This window comes from Pedobacter gandavensis (assembly GCF_014172405.1).
Lineage (GTDB): Bacteria > Bacteroidota > Bacteroidia > Sphingobacteriales > Sphingobacteriaceae > Pedobacter > Pedobacter gandavensis.
In genome coordinates, this window is the sequence record NZ_WNXC01000005.1 from 155,307 (window position 1) to 173,108 (window position 17,802).

The following is a 17,802-nucleotide window of genomic DNA, read 5'->3' on the forward strand; positions in this document are numbered from 1 at the left end:
TATGAATCCGCAAATATTAAACGACCTGGTGACCATGAAAATGCCTTTTGGCAAGTATCAGGGTAAAACCATGTGTGACCTTCCGGAATCTTACCTGATCTGGTTTCACAATAAAGGCTTTCCTCCTGGAAAACTAGGGGAGATGCTGGCCACTTTATATGAAATCAGATTGAATGGTTTAGAATACTTATTACAGCCTTTAAGAAGACGCTAGGTTAATTTGTATCTATTTAGGGAGAAATGGCTTAAAAGCCCTTATTTTATGTAAAAAGGCTATAAAAAAAGCAGCAGAGTAATATCTGCTGCTTTTTTTATAGTTCATTCAATCGGCCTGCAAGATTTATAAACAGGTCAATAATTTATATTTTGTCTGCTTAATTTAGAATAAGATACAGATACACATAAACAACGGGTGCAGACATCAATAAACCGTCAAATCGGTCTAAGAGTCCACCGTGACCAGGAAGAATATCTCCGGAATCTTTAACATTCAAGCTTCTTTTCAGCATAGATTCTACCAGGTCACCTAATGTTCCGAAACTAGAAATTAAAACTGCCATACCTCCTAAGATCGGAAAAGAAAGTTCTGTGAAGTAAATAGACAGAATAAAAGCAACTAATACACTGGTGAATACTCCACCAAAAAAGCCTTCCCAGGATTTTTTTGGAGAATGGCGTTCAAATAGTCGTGTTTTGCCAAATTTGGAGCCAAAAAGATAAGCACCAGTATCATTTGCCCAAAGCATCAACATAAAGGATAATGGCAAATGAAAGCTATAATCGGGGATATGACCAATGAACCCCAGGGAATAAAAGAAACAGAAAGGTACTGTCACATACATGAAACCAACAAAAGTGTAAGAGATATTGGCGAAAGGTATTTTATCTTTTTTGTAAAGCTCTGAGAGAAATACAGAGAAGATCAGTGGTACCAACAGCAGTAGGTATTTCGTTTCAAATTGCAGAAAATGATATCCTGCAGTCATGAAAAAGATCAGAGCCGCCGCAACCATGGCAATATTCCGATGAGGCCTGATACCTGCCGTTTTGATCAGTTTAAAAAACTCCCATAAGGCTGCTAAACTCAGTAATAAATAAAAAGCAGAATAGACATAAGGGCCTAAAAACATAGAGCCTAACATCACTATAGTAAAAAAGAAAGCAGTTATAGCTCTTGTTTTCATGCGTATACGTGTGTAATTGTATTGGTTTATGCGATCTCGTTATCTTTAATATAAGCCATCGCTTTTTCTAAATTTTCTGGGTGTACCAGGATATGGATGACACCAAAAACCTTGTAGGAAGAGTCTTGTTGGTTCATCACTACTGCGGGAATATCTTGCTCCAATAGCCCTTGCTTCAATATTTCAGCAGTAAAGGGATCTTCTGTACTAAATACTTTTGTCCAATTGTTTTCCATCTGTTCTTGATTTATTTTTAAAATATTTGAATACTAAAAAAGTTAAAACCGCACTGATTAGATAACCGTACCATTGAAAATAGGTGGTTTTATCTGATTCGGACAAAGGTATATTGTTTTTTTGCATATACCATGCTGCGGTTACTGCATAAGCATTATTTAAAAAATGGGCGAATATGGAATACCAAAGACTTTTAGTCCAGAAGTAAATATAGCCGAAAGCTGCCCCCAGTAGTAAACGCGGTAAAAACCCATAAAACTGTACATGAATCGCACTAAAAATAAAGGCGGTAAGCCAAATGACGAAATGCGGATTTTGGAACATTCTGCCTAATGCACGCTGAATTGCACCCCTAAACATGAATTCTTCCGCAATAGCTGGCAATAAGGCAATCAAGGCAATATTTATCAGGTAGTCACCAATACGGTTCATCTTTAACAGTTCCAAAGTAGTAGCCATGGCTGAATCTTCCTGGGTTTTCATCCATTGTTCTATTGGTTTTAAAAATTCCGGCAGCACCATTTGTTGATTAAGCTGAGTAACCCATTCCAATGTGGGCATGGATAACACCATGATCAAGATCACGAGTAGGAGCAGTTCTATCCTTATTTTCTTAAAATGATAGAATTGAGGAATTTTTTGTCGCTCTCCCCAGGCCATTAATAAAGCTGGAAACAAAAAAAGACCGAATTGCTGTAAGGAAATCAAGGTTCTGGAAACGATGATAAATTTTGGATTTCCCGGACTTAACCAACTGGGATCTATCATTTCACCATACCAGAAATACAATCCGGAAAGGGCAACAACATATGTGAGTACCAAGCCAGCAATCGCATATAAGGCCAAGGTAAGTAATTGTACATAAGGACTTTTTTCAGGTCTTTCGTTTTCTATAAAATTCATTATTTGTATAATTTGTACCTTTGTCCTTTGATTTTAGGTTTGAAGATAGAGAAATGTCTGTAAAGATAGGAAATATTGATCTGGGAGAGTTCCCACTTTTGCTTGCACCGATGGAAGATGTAAGTGACCCTCCGTTCCGTTTTGTATGTAAACAAAGCGGCGTGGACATGATGTACACTGAGTTTATCTCTTCTGAGGGGCTAATTAGAGATGCCGCGAAGAGTAGGGCTAAATTGGATATTTTCGAATATGAACGTCCAATTGGCATCCAGATTTTTGGCAGTGAAATTGATCATATGCGCGAAGCAACAGAGATCGCCACCCTTGCTGGACCAGACTTAATGGACATCAATTATGGCTGTCCGGTTAAAAATGTAGCTTGTCGCGGAGCGGGATCTGCTTTATTACAAGATATTGACAAAATGGTAAAAATGACAGAGGCTGTGGTGAAAGCAACACATCTGCCAGTTACTGTTAAAACTCGTTTGGGATGGGATGACACCACTAAAAATGTAGAAGAAGTTGCCGAACGTTTACAAGATATTGGAATTCAAGCTTTAACTATTCATGGAAGAACACGCGCACAGTTATACAAAGGCGCGGCCGATTGGACATTAATCCGCGAAATCAAAAGAAATCCGAGGATTAAAATTCCAATTTTTGGAAATGGTGATGTAGATAGCATTCAAAAGGCAGCAGATTGGCGCCTGGAATATGAGGTAGATGGCATCATGATCGGTAGAGCAGCCATTGGATATCCATGGATTTTCAGGGAAATCAGACACTTTTTCAAAACTGGTGAAATTCTTGCCGGTCCAACAGTAGAAGAACGTGTCAATGTATGCAGAACTCATTTTGAAAAATCTATTGCCTGGAAAGGTCCAAGAGTAGGTGTTTTTGAAATGAGGAGACATTATGCCAATTACTTCAAAGGTTTGCCTGATTTCAAACCTTACAGAATGTTATTAGTCAAAGAAGAAAACATTGAAATAATTCATAGCATTTTAGACGAAGTGGCAGATAAATATCATCACATTCACCCGGATAGGGAAATGGCTTGATTTTTGAAAAACATTTCTTAAACAATATTTTAAAAATGGTTACAGCGATCACACAGGGCGTTAAAATTTCAGTAGAAACCATGTACCAGGATGAATTTTCAAATCCTGGTAATGACCACTTTATGTTTGCTTACCGAATTACTATTGAGAACTTATCTGATTATGCCATCCAATTGATGAGAAGGCAGTGGTTTATTTTTGATTCTAACGGTACAGAGCGAGAAGTTGAAGGGGAAGGTGTAGTTGGAATCCAACCGGTAATTGAACCTGGAACAAGCTACAGCTATGTTTCTGGTAGTCATTTGAATACGGATATGGGATCCATGAAAGGTAATTACCTCATGCACCGACTTGTTGATCAAACTGATTTTACAGTAGATATTCCGGAATTCAATCTAGTTGTGCCTTACCGCCTCAATTAGTACTTATTTCTTCCAAATAACATAGAAGCATAATAGATCAAATTGGCTAATGAGCCTAATGCCGCTACTAGATAGGTCATTGCTGCCCAGAAAAGCGCATCTTTGGCCTGTACATTTTCTTCTGGCGTAATCATTACGCCATGGGTATTTCTTAACCACGCCAATGCTCTTTTACTGGCATCAATCTCTACAGGTAAGGTGATGATGCTAAATATAGTCAGTAGTGCTAATCCGATGACCCCAATGCTCAATACAAAAGGATTTCCGGTAAAACCTATTAATAAAACCCCAAGAATTAATACCCATTGTAATAAGGTAGAAGAAATGCTCACTAAAGGCACCATACTTGTCCTCAGTTGTAACCAATGATAGGCAGTGGCATGTTGTACTGCGTGTCCACATTCATGGGCTGCAACTGCTGCTGCTGCAACACTACGTCCATGATAAACATCTGTACTTAGATTCACGGTTTTTTCAGCAGGATTATAATGATCACTGAGTTGCCCATCGGCACTCATCACCCTCACATCATATATTCCACTGTCGTGAAGCATCTTCTCCGCCACCTCTTTTCCCGAAAATCCCGAAGTTAAACGCATTTCCGTGTACTTTGAAAATTTACTTCTAAATTTCCATTGGACGTACATGCTAATCAGTAATATCGGGATTATTAAAAATAAATAAGTTCCCATTTCCGTAGTGTATGTTTTTCAATTAATTCAAATCAAAAAACGAGCCTAAATTCGTACACCTAAAAAAAAATTTAAAAAGCCTGATCACATTATTTAACATTCAGACTTGCAGGTTCCTTTTTATTTCTTCATTTTTGATAAAAATATTAGTATGGAAGCAGCAATAATCGCCTTATTGATCATAATTTTAGTAGTAGTTATCGTATTGTTCTTAAAGAAACCTCTTGCTGGAAACCAGCATATTGCACTCTTGGCTTTAAAAGAGGAAGAGCATCAAAAATCATTAAACTGGTTAAAAGAAGAGAAATTAAGACTGGAAGATGAGCTGAATGACCTACGTAATAATTTCCTGTTAGAACGTAGTAAAGTCATCAAATCCGAAGAAAGCCTGGTTGCACAGCGGGAAAAACAGGCAGAACAGGAGTTGTACATTGCTGATCTTCAAACACGTTTCAAATTAGAATTTGAAAACATTGCCAATAAAGTACTGGAAGAGAAAACAGCAAGATTTACGGAGCAGAACCGGACAAATCTCGATCTCATCCTGAATCCATTCAAAGAAAACATCAAAGCTTTTGAAGAGAAAGTAGAAAAGGTTTATAAATCGGAATCTGACGAACGCAATATTCTTAAAGGGGTAATTTCACAGCTAATGGATCAGAGTAAACAGATTCAGGAAGATGCGAATAACCTGACCAAGGCCCTCAAAGGGGATTCTAAAAAACAGGGAAATTGGGGTGAAGTCATTCTCGAAAGGGTATTGGAACGTTCTGGATTGATCAAAGATAGAGAGTATAGGATACAAGCCAATTTAAGCGCTGCGGAAGGGAACAGGATGCAACCAGATGTGATCATTGACCTTCCAGACGATAAACATGTCGTAGTCGATTCTAAGGTCTCCCTGGTGGCTTACGAGCGATTGGTTACTGCAGAGACTGATTTAGAAAGAGAGACCCATTTGAAACAACATATTCTTTCCATTAAAAACCATATTCAGGGATTATCTGACAAAAATTACCATGACCTCTACCAGATCAATTCACCTGATTTTGTACTGCTTTTTATTCCTATAGAATCATCCTTTGGTATTGCAGTACAGCAAGATGCAGAATTATTCAACTATGCATGGGACAGAAAAGTAGTCCTGGTGAGTCCTTCCACTTTGCTTGCAACTTTGCGCACTATAGCCAGCATATGGAAACAGGAAAGACAAAACAGAAATGTATTGGAAATTGCCAGATTGAGTGGCAGTATGTATGATAAGTTTGTTGGGTTTTTAACAGATATGGAGAACATCGGGAGAAACATCAGACAAAGTCAAGATGCTTATGATAAAGCCTTAAACAAGCTTTCCACAGGAGCTGGAAACCTCGCAAATACTTCAGAGAAAATCAAAAAATTAGGTGCCAAAGCAACGAAGCAAATTGACACCAAATTTTTAGATCCTTTAGTTGTAGAAGAGGAGCGCTTATAATTTAAAAGCGTTCCATCCCTGTGCTTTCAATTCATGAACCACATTGGATTTAGAAATCATTTTACAACCTGAGTTTTTATCGGTAATATGTCCAATAATACTGATGTCTACATCATTTTTTAGCTTGGTATAATCTGCTTGTTTTATGGTAAAAAGTAATTCGTAATCTTCCCCACCATTCAATGCACAAACAGTTGGATCTAAGCCCAGCTCACGTGCCGTTTCATAGGTCATCGGGTCAATCGGAATCTTTTCTTCGTACAAAGTACAGCCTTTTTCAGACTGCTGACAGATGTGCATAATCTCTGAAGCAAGGCCATCAGAAACATCAATCATTGAGGTTGGAATAATTTCCATTTGTGCCAGCAAATCAATGATATCTCTTCTTCCTTCTGGCTTCAGCTGACGTTCAATAATATAATCCTTTCCTTCCAGATCAGGCTGAATATTAGGGTTTTCTAAAAATATCTGTTTTTCTCTTTCTAGAATTTGCAAACCTACATAAGCACCACCTAAATCTCCGGAAACACATAAAAGATCACCCTCCTGGGCACCACTTCTGTACACCACATCTTTTTTATCTGCATAGCCAATACTGGTTACACTGATCACCAAACCCTGTTTGCTGGAAGAACTATCCCCACCAATCAGGTCAATATTGAATTTATTACAGGCCAATTCAATGCCTTTGTATATTTCTTCTACGGCTTCCAATGGAAATTTACTAGAAATTCCGATAGAAACTGTAATCTGAGTAGCGATACCATTCATGGCATAAATGTCACTCAAATTCACTTGAACCGCTTTAAAACCCAAGTGCATTAAGGGCACATAAGCCAGGTCAAAATGAATGCCTTCCAGCAATAAATCTGTAGAAATTAATACTTCTTTATCTGGGAAATTCAGTACTGCGGCATCATCCCCAACCCCTTTAATACTGCTTTCATGTCTGATCTTGAAATTATCAGTCAGGTGTTTTATCAGACCAAATTCTCCAAGTTCTCCGATGTCGGTACGCTCTTTATTCTCAAACATATATTTTATTTCTATTGAGTTTTAACTTTTAATACTTGTTGATTTTCTTTAAAATTCTCCGGAAATCTCCAGAAAAATCCACTATATGAAATTTATAAACCCAATGCTGCGGAAATCTCCAGCATTCTTTCAATTGGTTTACGTGCTTGTACTATAATATCCGCAGGAACAGTCACTTCAGGGCTTCCATTTTTTAAGCATAAATAGAGTTTTTCTAAAGTATTTCTTTTCATATAAGGACAATCATTACAGGCACAGTTATTATTTGGTGGTGCAGGAATAAAAGTTTTTGTCGGATTTGCTTTCTCCATCTGGTGAATAATCCCACTTTCCGTAGCGACAATAAATTCCTGAGCATCACTATTCGTACTATATTTCAATAATCCGGTGGTCGATCCAATGTAATCTGCCATTTCCAAAACTGCCTCTTCACATTCCGGGTGGGCAATAAACTTTGCATTCGGATGACGAGCTTTCAATTTCGTAATTTTTTCTCTCGAAAAAATCTCATGGACCATACAGGCACCGTTCCAAAGCACTAAATCGCGACCTGTTTTTTTAGCCACCCAAGCACCTAAATTTTTGTCTGGACCAAAAATGATCTTCGTATCCTTTGGAAGACTTTCTACAATCTGTACCGCATTCGTGGAGGTACAAACAATATCGCTCAAAGCCTTCAATTCGGCGGTACAATTCACATAGGTAATCACCACATGATCAGGGTACTTTTCTTTGAATTTTTTAAACAGGTGTGGCGGACAACTATCAGCCAACGAACATCCTGCTTTCAAATCCGGCAACAAAACTTTTTTATCCGGAGAAAGAATCTTTGCCGTTTCTGCCATAAAATGCACTCCTGCAAACACAATCACCTCAGCATCAGTTCTTGCCGCTTCTTGTGAAAGTCCTAAACTGTCCCCAATATAATCAGCAATATCCTGAATATCAGGCTCTTGGTAGTAGTGCGCCAGCACTATTGCATTTTTCTCTTTTTTTAGTTTTTCGATTTCCACGAAAAGATCAAGTGTAGGATCAATCTTTTCTTCGACAAAACCTTTTCTATTTAATTCCTCAAATGTATCCATTTTCAACAGTTCAATAAATTATAATTATTTAATATAGATAGACTTCTATTGTTTATTAGTGTGTTAATAACGTTTGTAAATTATTTTTTTTTAGGCGATTATTTGAGTTATTCATAAGTTATCCACAATTAAGTTGATTTTTTTAAACAAAAATCCGCTGATTCACAGTATTTTATTTTTCTCTCTCAAAACTTATCCATAGTAATATGTGTATTGTTAGTTTGTGTGTAAAAAGTGGATAACCTCTGCAAAGTTGCTCAAAAATAACTGAAAATATTGTGGCAAATTCCCTTTTTAGCTTAGCTTTAAACATTCAAATTTATTTGTTCTATATGTTTAGACAAGAAATTAACAATTATATCAACGTTGTTAACAAAGTAAGGGAAGTAGCTTAATTTCAATGAGAAAAGTAGATTTTTTAGTAATAGGGTCGGGTATAGCGGGTTTAAGCTTTGCATTAAAAGCAGCTCAGCATGGTAAAGTTTTAATTGTTACAAAATCAAATGAAGATGAGTCAAATACAAAATATGCGCAGGGTGGAGTAGCAGTTGTTGTGGATAAAGATGATTCGTTTGAAAAACATATTGAAGATACATTAATTGCTGGAGATGGGCTGTGTGACAGAGAGATAGTAGAAATAGTTGTCAAAGAAGGGCCTCAGCGAATTCAAGAAATTATAGATTATGGGATCAATTTTGATAAAAATCAAACCGGAGTTTACGATTTAGCGAAAGAAGGTGGGCACTCAGAAAATCGTGTTTTACACTATAAAGATGTCACCGGATACGAAATTGAAAGTGTTTTATTAAAGCAGATTCATGAGAACGAAAACATAGAGATATTAACACATTACTTCTGTTTGGAGTTAATTACTCAGCATCATTTGGGTGTTCATGTGGATAAGAGTTCAGAAGATATCCACTGTTACGGCATATATGCCTTTAACACAGAGCGTAATGATGTGGAAAAGATACTAGCTAGTGTGACTATCTTAGCCTCGGGAGGCGCAGGGCATGTGTATAGCAGTACAACAAATCCAATAATTGCCACGGGCGACGGAATGGCAATGGTATACCGGGCAAAAGGGAAAGTTAGAAATATGGAATTTATTCAGTTTCATCCTACCGCATTGTATCACCCAGGAGAATATCCGGCATTTCTGATCTCTGAGGCCGTTCGTGGTTATGGCGGAGTGCTCAAAAGAAAGAATGGAGAAGAATTCATGTATGAATATGATGCCAGGGGATCTTTGGCTTCCAGGGATATTGTGGCTCGTGCGATAGATTCTGAAATGAAAAAATCTGGGGAGGACTTTGTCTACCTTGACATCACCAATCGAAAAAAGAGTGATATTTTAGCTCATTTCCCGAACATTTACGCCAAGTGTCTATCTATAGGTATAGACATGACGAAGGATTTAATACCGGTTACGCCTGCAGCTCATTATATGTGCGGTGGAATTTTGGTAGATGAATACGGGCGATCTTCTATAAAAAATTTATATGCTTGTGGTGAATGTTCTTCAACAGGTTTACATGGCGCCAATCGTTTGGCTTCAAATTCCTTGTTAGAAGCGCCAGTGTTTGCACATCGTATATATGAAGATGCTATAGCTACTTTCGAAAATACGGTGATCCCTGATGACATCCCAGAATGGAACGACGATGGGGTGAAACAATCTGATGAGGATATTTTAGTCACACATAATTTAAGGGAAACTCAGAAATTAATGAGCGATTATGTTGGAATTGTTCGTTCCGATTTTAGATTGGATCGTGCAATGAGGCGATTGTTTTTGCTTCATGAAGAGACCGAAGCCTTTTATAAAGCCAATAAAGTTTCCGTGAAATTGTGTGAATTGCGGAATGTGATCCAGGTAGCTTTCTTGATTATTAAGTCTGCAAAAGCAAGAAAAGAGAGTAGGGGATTACACTATACAACTGATTATCCAGTACACGCAGAAGAATTAACAGATACAATTTTTTAGATTATGCCAGTTATATTACCAGTGAAAGATAAGCACCCTCAATGGGGTGAAAATTGTTTTATAGCGCCAAATGCGACGATTGTTGGCGAAGTATCCATGGGCAGTAACTGTTCTGTCTGGTTTAATGCTGTGATCCGTGGTGATGTTAATCGCATTACAATTGGTAACGATAGCAATATTCAAGATGGGGCTGTGATTCATGCGACGTATTTAAAAGCGGCAACAGTGATTGGAAATAGAGTTTCTGTTGGACACAATGCGATTGTTCATGGCTGTGTTTTAAAAGACCATATACTGATCGGTATGGGCGCAATTGTGATGGATAATGCAATCGTAGAAGATTATTGTATTATTGCCGCAGGCGCAGTTGTATTAGAGCATACACACTGTGAGTCAGGCTATATCTATGCTGGTACACCTGCAAAAAAAATAAAGCCCATTACTGAAGAGCAACGGGCTTTATTGAATAAATTACCAGATAACTATATTATGTATGCTGACTGGTTTAAATAAATAGTTTTAAAGACTTATTCTTTTGGAATTTTAATGGTTTCATTTCGTTCCCAAAGGGCTCTAATGGAGAGTTCTTTGGGTTCGTTCCAAATTTTCTCGGGTTGACGCCCATCAGTCACACTTCCAGTATCCCATTTTTTGTTTTTGTTATTGTCGTAGGTAATCCTTGTAAAGTATTTACCAGCTTTATAATTGTTAAATTTGACGGTGGTATCTTTGGTAACCACTATCGTATTTACCGGATTCTTATTCTCATCAATTACTTCTACGATGTAACTTTTATTCTGCTCAGGAACGATCAGTTTTAGAATTAAAGTTCCATAATCATCCTTATTACCTAATTTGAAATCCTTGGTAAATTCCTTATTTTTTGTGTTGAAGATAGCATTAAAAGTACCTGCTTCAAACTTCATTTCATAGGATTTTTTAACTCGCCAAGGGTACTTTACATAGTAGGATAGAAAGTCGGTGCTATCTTTTTCCAAGGTAAAGTTGGTTCTTTTTACGGAATCTTCCAGCAATTGGATCTTAGCGATATCAGTACTTAAAATAGGAAAATTGAAAGTTAATTTTAATGGTTTGTTAGGATTTAGTACACCACTTTCGAAGTTATCCGTTGCGTTCAAAACTCTAGTATAGGTTTCTTTTTTCCCCCTGAGTAATGTTGTGGTTTGCAATAATTTTCCGTTTTCTTTGAGGCTGATTTTTGTTGAATCGAAGCTCATGTCTGTCAACCACATTTTCAAAGAGTCGTTGTTTTTACTGAACTTGATATATTTTTTTGCATCTAAGGCTGCAGGTTCCACTACATTCACTTCTGGTTTTTGTAGTTTTTGATTAAAAGCAAAACTGATACTTCCATCAGCATTGATGCGTTTATCTAAAATTCGGAAGACTGTTGCTTCTTCTTTGAAGACTTTAATATTTACGGAGTCCATAGTTTTTTTTAGGACGATCGGCTCTTTAATAAAACCAATTTCATCTGTACTCTGCTGATAAATTTTGTCTCCGCCTTTTTCTTTTAATGCATAGATTTTGTAGGTTCCTTCTCTTAAATTATTCAGACTGTAGTGACCACTGCTATCAGTTAATGAATAAATGGATGGTCTTGCTTTTCCAAAGATCGTATCTTTTTCCAAGGGGAGGATAAATGCTACTGCTTCAATTTCTGGTTCACCGGTTACGGCATTTGTGACCTTGCCTTTGATGCTTAAGGAATCGAGTTTTGGACCTGTTGAAAATACATAAGAGAAATTCTTTAGGATGTTGTTTTCGTTGATATCCGCGATCAACTTCCCGAAGTTCATGGTATAGGTTGTGTTTTTTTCCAAAGTGTCTGGGAACGAAATCTCCAGTAATTTCTTTTTCACTTTTAACAAAGGTGCAACCTTTAATTCTGGAGAGATAGAAAATTCTTTAGACTCATTTTGTAGCTTGAAGTATTCATCAAATTCAATGGTGATTTTCTTGGCCTTGAAATTTGTCGTAAGATTTTTAGGCTCCATACTCAACACCTTAGGCGGCTCCGTATCTCGGGGACCTCCTTGTGGTTGTTGTATGCTCGCACAGCTATATATTAATGAAGTTAGCAATAGGAGGGATGCAAAAAGCCTGAAGTTCGGTATAATGCTATTATTGGCCATTTATATGCGCTGTGTTAAGTTTATTACTCTTTTTAATAGATATCATTAAAGAATTTTAAAAGTCGCTTAAAACTCATTTAAACGAGCCAGCTAGATTTCATCAGAATGTAAATGTAACTAGCTCGTTATCAATTAGTTGTGTTTTATTTACTCATGTGCACCATTAAAACGGAGATATCAGAAGGAGAAACTCCTGAAATTCTTGAAGCCTGGCCTAATGTGCGGGGTTTGATCTTCAATAGCTTCTCTCTCGCTTCTTTTGATAAGGATCCAAGTTGAGCATAATCAAAATCTGGATTGATGTCTTTGTCTTCCATCTTCTGCATTTTATTTACAATTTCTTGTTCCTTCTCAAAATAGCTTTCATATTTAATTTTGATTTCCGCCTGTTCTATTGTCTCTTTATCAAATGCAGCAAGGTAATCTTTAAATGGTGTACTGATCTCACGTATGTCTTCAATGCCGACCTGAGGTCTGCCCAGTAAACTCACTATTTTTACATTTTGAGTTAGCGTGCTTGTACCTAGTTCTTCCAGTTTTGCATTGGCTTCGGCCATGTCAATACTTTGCTTTTTAGCAAAGGCAACGATGGCATCAGAGTTGGCAACTTTCTGTTTAACGAGGTCCAAACGTTCGTCACTAATCAATCCCAACTGATGGCCGATAGGAGAGAGACGGATGTCTGCATTGTCTTGGCGAAGTAGTAACCTATGCTCTGCTCTTGAAGTAAACATACGGTAAGGTTCGTCTGTTCCTTTGGTCACCAAATCATCAATCAATACCCCTATATAAGATTCAGAACGCTTCATGATTAATTCATGTAAATCATTCACTTTTTGATGTGCATTGATACCTGCAATAAAGCCCTGACTGGCGGCTTCTTCATAACCGGTAGTTCCGTTGATTTGACCAGCGAAGAATAGGTTGCTGATCATTTTCGTTTCTAAGGTTAGAGAAAGTTGAGTAGGTGGAAAATAGTCGTATTCGATCGCATAACCTGGGCGGAACATTTTAGCGTTTTCAAATCCAGGGATTTTAGTGAGCGCTCTATATTGTACATCCTCTGGTAAAGAAGTTGAGAAACCATTTACATAAATTTCACAGGTATGTAAACCTTCTGGTTCCACAAATATTTGATGTCTTTCTCTTTCTGCAAAGCGATTAATCTTGTCTTCGATAGAAGGGCAATACCTCGGACCTAAGCCTTTAATTCTTCCGGTAAACATCGGAGATTTTTCGAATCCTTCTTTTAAGGTTTCATGAACTTCTGCATTGGTATAGGTAATCCAGCAGCAACGTTGTTCTGTAGGACGCTCCACATTGGTGTAGGAAAAACGACCGGGATTTTCATCGCCCCATTGTTCTTCCATGACAGGATAATTTAAAGACCTTCCATCCACTCGGGGTGGGGTACCAGTTTTCATTCTACCCGCTTCAAAACCTAACTCTACTAATTGTTCGGTTAGGCCTGTTGCCGATCTCTCCGCAGTTCTACCACCACCAAATTTCTTTTCTCCAATATGAATCAATCCATTTAGGAAAGTTCCATTTGTTAAAACCACCGACTTTCCTTTGATCTCAATTCCTAAAGAAGTTTTAACTCCAACAACAGTATTGTTTTTTAGGAGTAAGCTGCTCACCATATCCTGCCAGAAATCCACATTAGGCGTGCGCTCTAAGGCTAGTCTCCATTCTTCAGCAAATCTCTTCCTGTCATTTTGTGCTCTTGGACTCCACATCGCGGGACCTTTAGAAAGATTCAGCATTCTAAATTGTAGTGTGGTCTTGTCACTGATGATTCCAGAGTAGCCACCCATCGCATCGATCTCTCTTACGATCTGGCCTTTTGCCACACCACCCATAGCAGGGTTGCAACTCATCTGTGCAATGGTTTCCATATTCATGGTGATCAGTAAGACTGAAGATCCCAGATTGGCAGCAGCAGCAGCGGCTTCACAACCGGCATGTCCGGCACCAACTACTATAACATCGTATTCTTTAAACATTACCTGTTGTTTTTATATCGCTTAAATTTTGTTTCACGTGGAACGCAGTAAATGCCCGCTGTTAAGCTCGGATGTTTCACGTGAAACAATAGGTTAAAATTAATCATTTAATAGTGGAGACACGCTAATTCATGCTCCTTTTTATTGTTTCTTTTTTTGCTCAGCTTCATTTATCTATTGAAGGAAGAGCAGCCTTCCTTATTAATAGGGGGCGGATTTTATTTATTCAATAGCTATAAAACACTTGGTATTCAAACCAGAGCAGCCTTTATCTAAAATCAGTATTCAATTTAAAGCATCACTTTAAATGATGCCTACTTTGTTGTTTTTATTTTAATGTAGAACGCTAGGTTCCACGGTATATTTTTAAAGATGGAATCAGCAATTTCTGGGCTAATCCTGGAGTTTACTGGGTATCCAAATATTCTTTTTTTAGATTGGGCGAAGGTCTTTTTCCTATTTATCAAAAGGTTCTTGGCTCAAAGATCTTGGCTTTTATTCCTTTTTTTCGGGGGTATTTGATTGCTGTAAATCTGTGAAACAAGGAAGGGCCATCTGTGATACATCTTAGTTTACGGCTAATATTTTAAGGAATTTCATCGAAATATCTAAGCCTGATTCTGGTTGTTTCTTCATCGGTGATTTAGTTTTGTACGCCACATATATTACACTACTGATTACAAAACCTCGATTATGCAAACGATTTTTTTTGTTTCTGTTGACACCTTAGTTCTTGCTTTTTTAACTTTAGAACTTTGGAATCCCTGACTTTGGATTCTGTCTTTAGCCAGCTCAAGCATTTGTTTTTAGCTTGCTATTCTTTATTTTTTTAGAAGAAAGCTTTTGCTGATCGGCAATTCCAAGGCTTAGTTTTTTGCATCATGAACTGTAATGAGCACCTAATTCCATTCTATTTTCATTTTAATTGTTACCAATTTTGTGGCAAAATAGGAGCTGGAATTTTCAATTGTTTGTCGGATTCAGGTTTCAAATTACAGGTCTTTATTGCTGTTATTAATATCAATATTGCTATTGTAAAAGAAACGGATCTGATTTGTCGCGATATCCAATAGCAGAAAAATTCCGGATTCAAATGTGTAGCTCATGAAATTATCATTCCTTTAAATCGAGAAATAAAGCTTTTATTCTTTTATTTCTAGTCACAACCGAAAGGTAAAATCACCGTTGTTATTTAGCTATTAAAAATGAGAAAGAACATTTTGTTGTTTTTTGAAAGTATCAGGAGGGAGGGCTTATGGCAATCAAACCTGATGAATTTCTTATTTATAATTCTCAATTGTATACTGTTTGTTGAGAATTTTTCCTCCTGAAAGGAGTGGCTGATCAATCTGTCCCCACCTAAATCTTTATAAGATCAGGCGGGGATAATTGGTATTGCTTATAGCTCGGATAATGTTAACCAGCGTTCAGTAACTTTTTCTAATTCCTGATTTAAGCCTTCAATAGTTTTAGAAACATCCTGTATTTTGTTGTAATCTGCACTATCTATAGTCAATAAAGAGTTACTCAATTCCTGGATTTTTGCTTCTAGTTCAGCAATCTTCAGTTCCGAATCTTCCAGTTCTTTTTGCTCTTTAAAAGACAATTTTTTAGCAGGTATTGCTGCCGTATTTTGAACAGGCTGCTCCTTTGCTTTTGCTGGTGTTTTTTCTTTAGGGGTCTCTAAACTGATTCTATATTCAGAGTAATTACCATTGTAAATTCCAACTTCTCCATTGCCTTCCATGATGAACAATTGCTCACTCATTTTGTCTAGCAGATACCTATCGTGTGATACCAGAATTAACACACCAGGGAAGTTCTCTAAGAACTCTTCCAATACATTTAAAGTATCAATATCAAGGTCGTTTGTAGGCTCATCCAGGATTAAGAAATTAGGATTTTGCATCAATACTTTCATCAGGTGTAATCGCTTCTTTTCACCACCACTTAACTTCTCCACCATGCCATGTTGTTTCTTAGGAGGGAAGAGGAACAGGGTCAATAGTTGCGAAGCAGAGATCGTTTGACCGTCGGCCATTTTGATATATTCAGCATCTGATTTTACGATATCAATTACTCTTTCTTTCTCATTGAAAGCCAAGCCGCCTTGTTTATAGTAACCATAAACAGTCGTCTCACCGGTACTCACTTTTCCTTTTTCAGGCGTTAAGTGGCCGGTAATGATATTCAATAAAGTAGATTTTCCGGTACCATTCTTACCTGCAAGTCCGATACGGTCTGCACGCTTAAAGGTATAGCTGAAGTCATTAATGATTGGTTTATCATCAAAAGACTGGCCGATATGGTCCAGTTCCAGGATTTTATTCCCTTGACGTGCCATTTTAACATTCAAAGTAACACTTTGATTATCAGATCTTTGTTTAGTTTTACTTTCCAGGTCATAAAAAGCATCAATACGGGATTGAGACTTTGTAGTACGCGCAGCAGGCATTCTTCTCATCCATTCCAGTTCCTTTTTTAAAAGGTTCTTGTTTTTCTGAAAAGTACTCTCATCAGCCATTTCACGCTCAGATTTCTTCTCTAAGAAGTAAGCATAATTGCCGTTATAATTATAGATTTTTCCTCTGTCCAACTCTACGATTGTATTACAGACGTTGTCTAAAAAGTACCTGTCGTGTGTAACTAATAATATAGTTTTGTTTCCGGAAGTCAATAGTTTCTCCAGCCATTCGATGGTGTCAATGTCCAAATGATTGGTTGGCTCATCTAACACATAGATTTCAGGGTCTTCTATCAGGAGTTTTGCAAGCGCGAGACGCTTTTTCTGCCCACCAGATAGGGTAGAGATCTGTTGTTGCAAATGAGTGATTCCCATACGGCTTAAAATCGTTTTAATTTCATGCTCATATTCCCAGGCATTGTGTTCGCTTAATTCCTCATATAAGCGATTCAGTGTTTTTTCATCTGGGTTTGGATCTTCAATCAGTTCCTCATATTCTTTGATCAGTTGCTGCTGTTTGTTTTCCGTAGAGAAAATGAAATCACTAATAGAGTGACCGTCTGGAAAAGAAGGTTCCTGATCCAGGAAGCCTATTTTAACAGATTTATTCTTTACGATTTTACCTTCCAAAGGATTAAACCTTTCGGCAAGTAATTTCAGTAGGGTGCTTTTTCCGGCACCGTTTATACCAACCAACGCTACGCGCTGTCCAGGTTGAATCCCCAGGGTCAAATTTTTAAATAGCCATTCATCATGGTAAGCATGGCCTAAGTTTTCGGCTGCAATTAGTGTACTCAAAGTCTGTGTTTAACGATATTTTATGTATGAAATTAGTGCAAAAGTAAGCAATAATTCTTAGGTATATAGTTGAGCCTATTGAAGATGTAATGATTTGCTCCTTTAAAAATCAACGGATTGGGCTTAAAGGATTCCGGATATGGCGCTGATTACGGTATGGCTTTTTGCTTAGGGACATCCAGAAAGCTTAAGAAAAGGGGAGTCCCTTGGACTGGCTCCATTTGGAAATTGGGTATTTAAGAAGTAGGGTTACAGGTAAGTCAGTAGTAAACGATGACGGGTAATGTCTTGTTTTTAG

At 37.5% G+C, this 17,802-nt stretch carries 15 protein-coding genes; 6 read left to right on the top strand and 9 right to left on the bottom strand.

What is annotated here, in order from left to right; translation table 11 throughout:
• Position 1: 1 nt before the first annotated feature.
• On the top strand, positions 2-214 hold the full coding sequence (locus GM920_RS14735; RefSeq protein ID WP_182958775.1) for a DUF3820 family protein: 213 nt from the start codon (positions 2-4) through the stop codon (positions 212-214).
• A 160-nt stretch (positions 215-374) separates the two neighbouring features.
• Here GM920_RS14735 and GM920_RS14740 read toward each other — a convergent pair whose 3' ends face one another.
• From GM920_RS14740 to GM920_RS14750, 3 genes are read right to left on the bottom strand one after another with little or no spacing between them, the layout of a single operon-like run.
• Positions 375-1,184 (bottom strand): phosphatidate cytidylyltransferase, encoded by an 810-nt coding sequence (locus GM920_RS14740; RefSeq protein ID WP_182958777.1) that lies wholly within the window; start codon positions 1,182-1,184, stop codon positions 375-377.
• A gap of 26 nt (positions 1,185-1,210) precedes the next feature.
• Positions 1,211-1,420 carry a putative signal transducing protein gene (locus GM920_RS14745; protein WP_182958778.1) on the bottom strand — a complete coding sequence of 70 codons (210 nt, stop codon included), beginning with the start codon at positions 1,418-1,420 and terminating at the stop codon, positions 1,211-1,213.
• Positions 1,392-2,324, bottom strand: a complete 933-nt coding sequence (locus tag GM920_RS14750; RefSeq protein ID WP_182958781.1) for a CPBP family intramembrane glutamic endopeptidase — start codon at positions 2,322-2,324, stop codon at positions 1,392-1,394. Before GM920_RS14750 ends, GM920_RS14745 begins: the two co-directional genes overlap by 29 nt.
• Positions 2,325-2,377: 53 nt before the next feature.
• Between GM920_RS14750 and dusB the strand changes: the two genes are divergently transcribed.
• Positions 2,378-3,385, top strand: a complete 1,008-nt coding sequence (gene dusB / locus GM920_RS14755) for a tRNA dihydrouridine synthase DusB (RefSeq protein ID WP_182958783.1) — start codon at positions 2,378-2,380, stop codon at positions 3,383-3,385.
• Between the two features lie 35 nt (positions 3,386-3,420).
• Positions 3,421-3,807, top strand: coding sequence for a Co2+/Mg2+ efflux protein ApaG (gene apaG, locus GM920_RS14760; RefSeq protein WP_182958786.1), 387 nt, complete (start codon positions 3,421-3,423; stop codon positions 3,805-3,807).
• On the opposite strand, the gene GM920_RS14765 is transcribed toward apaG, so the two are convergent.
• On the bottom strand, positions 3,804-4,499 hold the full coding sequence (locus GM920_RS14765; protein WP_182958788.1) for a zinc metallopeptidase: 696 nt from the start codon (positions 4,497-4,499) through the stop codon (positions 3,804-3,806). The genes apaG and GM920_RS14765 overlap by 4 nt on opposite strands.
• A 151-nt stretch (positions 4,500-4,650) precedes the next feature.
• Here GM920_RS14765 and GM920_RS14770 point away from each other — a divergent pair, with 151 nt between their 5' ends.
• Entirely contained in the window at positions 4,651-5,973 is a 1,323-nt protein-coding gene (locus GM920_RS14770; RefSeq protein WP_182958790.1) for a DNA recombination protein RmuC, read from the top strand.
• Here the strand turns inward: GM920_RS14770 and thiL are convergent.
• Both thiL and nadA read right to left on the bottom strand, forming a co-directional pair.
• Positions 5,968-7,008: a thiamine-phosphate kinase gene (gene thiL / locus GM920_RS14775; RefSeq protein WP_182958793.1), complete on the bottom strand. Its 1,041-nt coding sequence runs from the start codon at positions 7,006-7,008 to the stop codon at positions 5,968-5,970. The genes GM920_RS14770 and thiL overlap by 6 nt on opposite strands.
• A 92-nt stretch (positions 7,009-7,100) precedes the next feature.
• Positions 7,101-8,093: a quinolinate synthase NadA gene (gene nadA / locus GM920_RS14780; RefSeq protein ID WP_182958795.1), complete on the bottom strand. Its 993-nt coding sequence runs from the start codon at positions 8,091-8,093 to the stop codon at positions 7,101-7,103.
• 400 nt (positions 8,094-8,493) lie between these two features.
• Here nadA and nadB point away from each other — a divergent pair, with 400 nt between their 5' ends.
• Together nadB and GM920_RS14790 are read left to right on the top strand one after the other, a co-directional pair.
• A complete protein-coding gene (gene nadB / locus GM920_RS14785; protein ID WP_182958797.1) occupies positions 8,494-10,080 on the top strand; it encodes an L-aspartate oxidase in 1,587 nt (528 codons plus the stop codon).
• 3 nt (positions 10,081-10,083) lie between these two features.
• On the top strand, positions 10,084-10,593 hold the full coding sequence (locus tag GM920_RS14790) for a gamma carbonic anhydrase family protein (protein WP_182958801.1): 510 nt from the start codon (positions 10,084-10,086) through the stop codon (positions 10,591-10,593).
• Between the two features lie 14 nt (positions 10,594-10,607).
• On the opposite strand, the gene GM920_RS14795 is transcribed toward GM920_RS14790, so the two are convergent.
• The 3 genes from GM920_RS14795 to GM920_RS14805 all read right to left on the bottom strand — a co-directional run bounded on the left by GM920_RS14795 (position 10,608) and on the right by GM920_RS14805 (position 17,504).
• Positions 10,608-12,236 carry an Ig-like domain-containing domain gene (locus tag GM920_RS14795; protein WP_182958804.1) on the bottom strand — a complete coding sequence of 543 codons (1,629 nt, stop codon included), beginning with the start codon at positions 12,234-12,236 and terminating at the stop codon, positions 10,608-10,610.
• A 143-nt stretch (positions 12,237-12,379) separates the two neighbouring features.
• Complete coding sequence (gene mnmG, locus GM920_RS14800) at positions 12,380-14,242, bottom strand: tRNA uridine-5-carboxymethylaminomethyl(34) synthesis enzyme MnmG (RefSeq protein ID WP_182958806.1); 1,863 nt, start codon at positions 14,240-14,242, stop codon at positions 12,380-12,382.
• Positions 14,243-15,641: 1,399 nt separating this feature from the next.
• Positions 15,642-17,504 (bottom strand): ABC-F family ATP-binding cassette domain-containing protein, encoded by a 1,863-nt coding sequence (locus GM920_RS14805; RefSeq protein ID WP_182958808.1) that lies wholly within the window; start codon positions 17,502-17,504, stop codon positions 15,642-15,644.
• Between the last annotated feature and the right edge of the window lie 298 nt (positions 17,505-17,802).

Excerpts from the sequence above, each read along its gene's own strand:
- GM920_RS14735 (WP_182958775.1), top strand. The coding sequence starts at position 2 with ATGAATCCGCAAATATTAAACGACCTGGTGACCATGAAAATGCCTTTT.
- GM920_RS14740 (WP_182958777.1), bottom strand. The coding sequence starts at position 1,184 with ATGAAAACAAGAGCTATAACTGCTTTCTTTTTTACTATAGTGATGTTA.
- GM920_RS14745 (WP_182958778.1), bottom strand. The coding sequence starts at position 1,420 with ATGGAAAACAATTGGACAAAAGTATTTAGTACAGAAGATCCCTTTACT.
- GM920_RS14750 (WP_182958781.1), bottom strand. The coding sequence starts at position 2,324 with ATGAATTTTATAGAAAACGAAAGACCTGAAAAAAGTCCTTATGTACAA.
- dusB (WP_182958783.1), top strand. The coding sequence starts at position 2,378 with ATGTCTGTAAAGATAGGAAATATTGATCTGGGAGAGTTCCCACTTTTG.
- apaG (WP_182958786.1), top strand. The coding sequence starts at position 3,421 with ATGGTTACAGCGATCACACAGGGCGTTAAAATTTCAGTAGAAACCATG.
- GM920_RS14765 (WP_182958788.1), bottom strand. The coding sequence starts at position 4,499 with ATGGGAACTTATTTATTTTTAATAATCCCGATATTACTGATTAGCATG.
- GM920_RS14770 (WP_182958790.1), top strand. The coding sequence starts at position 4,651 with ATGGAAGCAGCAATAATCGCCTTATTGATCATAATTTTAGTAGTAGTT.
- thiL (WP_182958793.1), bottom strand. The coding sequence starts at position 7,008 with ATGTTTGAGAATAAAGAGCGTACCGACATCGGAGAACTTGGAGAATTT.
- nadA (WP_182958795.1), bottom strand. The coding sequence starts at position 8,093 with ATGGATACATTTGAGGAATTAAATAGAAAAGGTTTTGTCGAAGAAAAG.
- nadB (WP_182958797.1), top strand. The coding sequence starts at position 8,494 with ATGAGAAAAGTAGATTTTTTAGTAATAGGGTCGGGTATAGCGGGTTTA.
- GM920_RS14790 (WP_182958801.1), top strand. The coding sequence starts at position 10,084 with ATGCCAGTTATATTACCAGTGAAAGATAAGCACCCTCAATGGGGTGAA.
- GM920_RS14795 (WP_182958804.1), bottom strand. The coding sequence starts at position 12,236 with ATGGCCAATAATAGCATTATACCGAACTTCAGGCTTTTTGCATCCCTC.
- mnmG (WP_182958806.1), bottom strand. The coding sequence starts at position 14,242 with ATGTTTAAAGAATACGATGTTATAGTAGTTGGTGCCGGACATGCCGGT.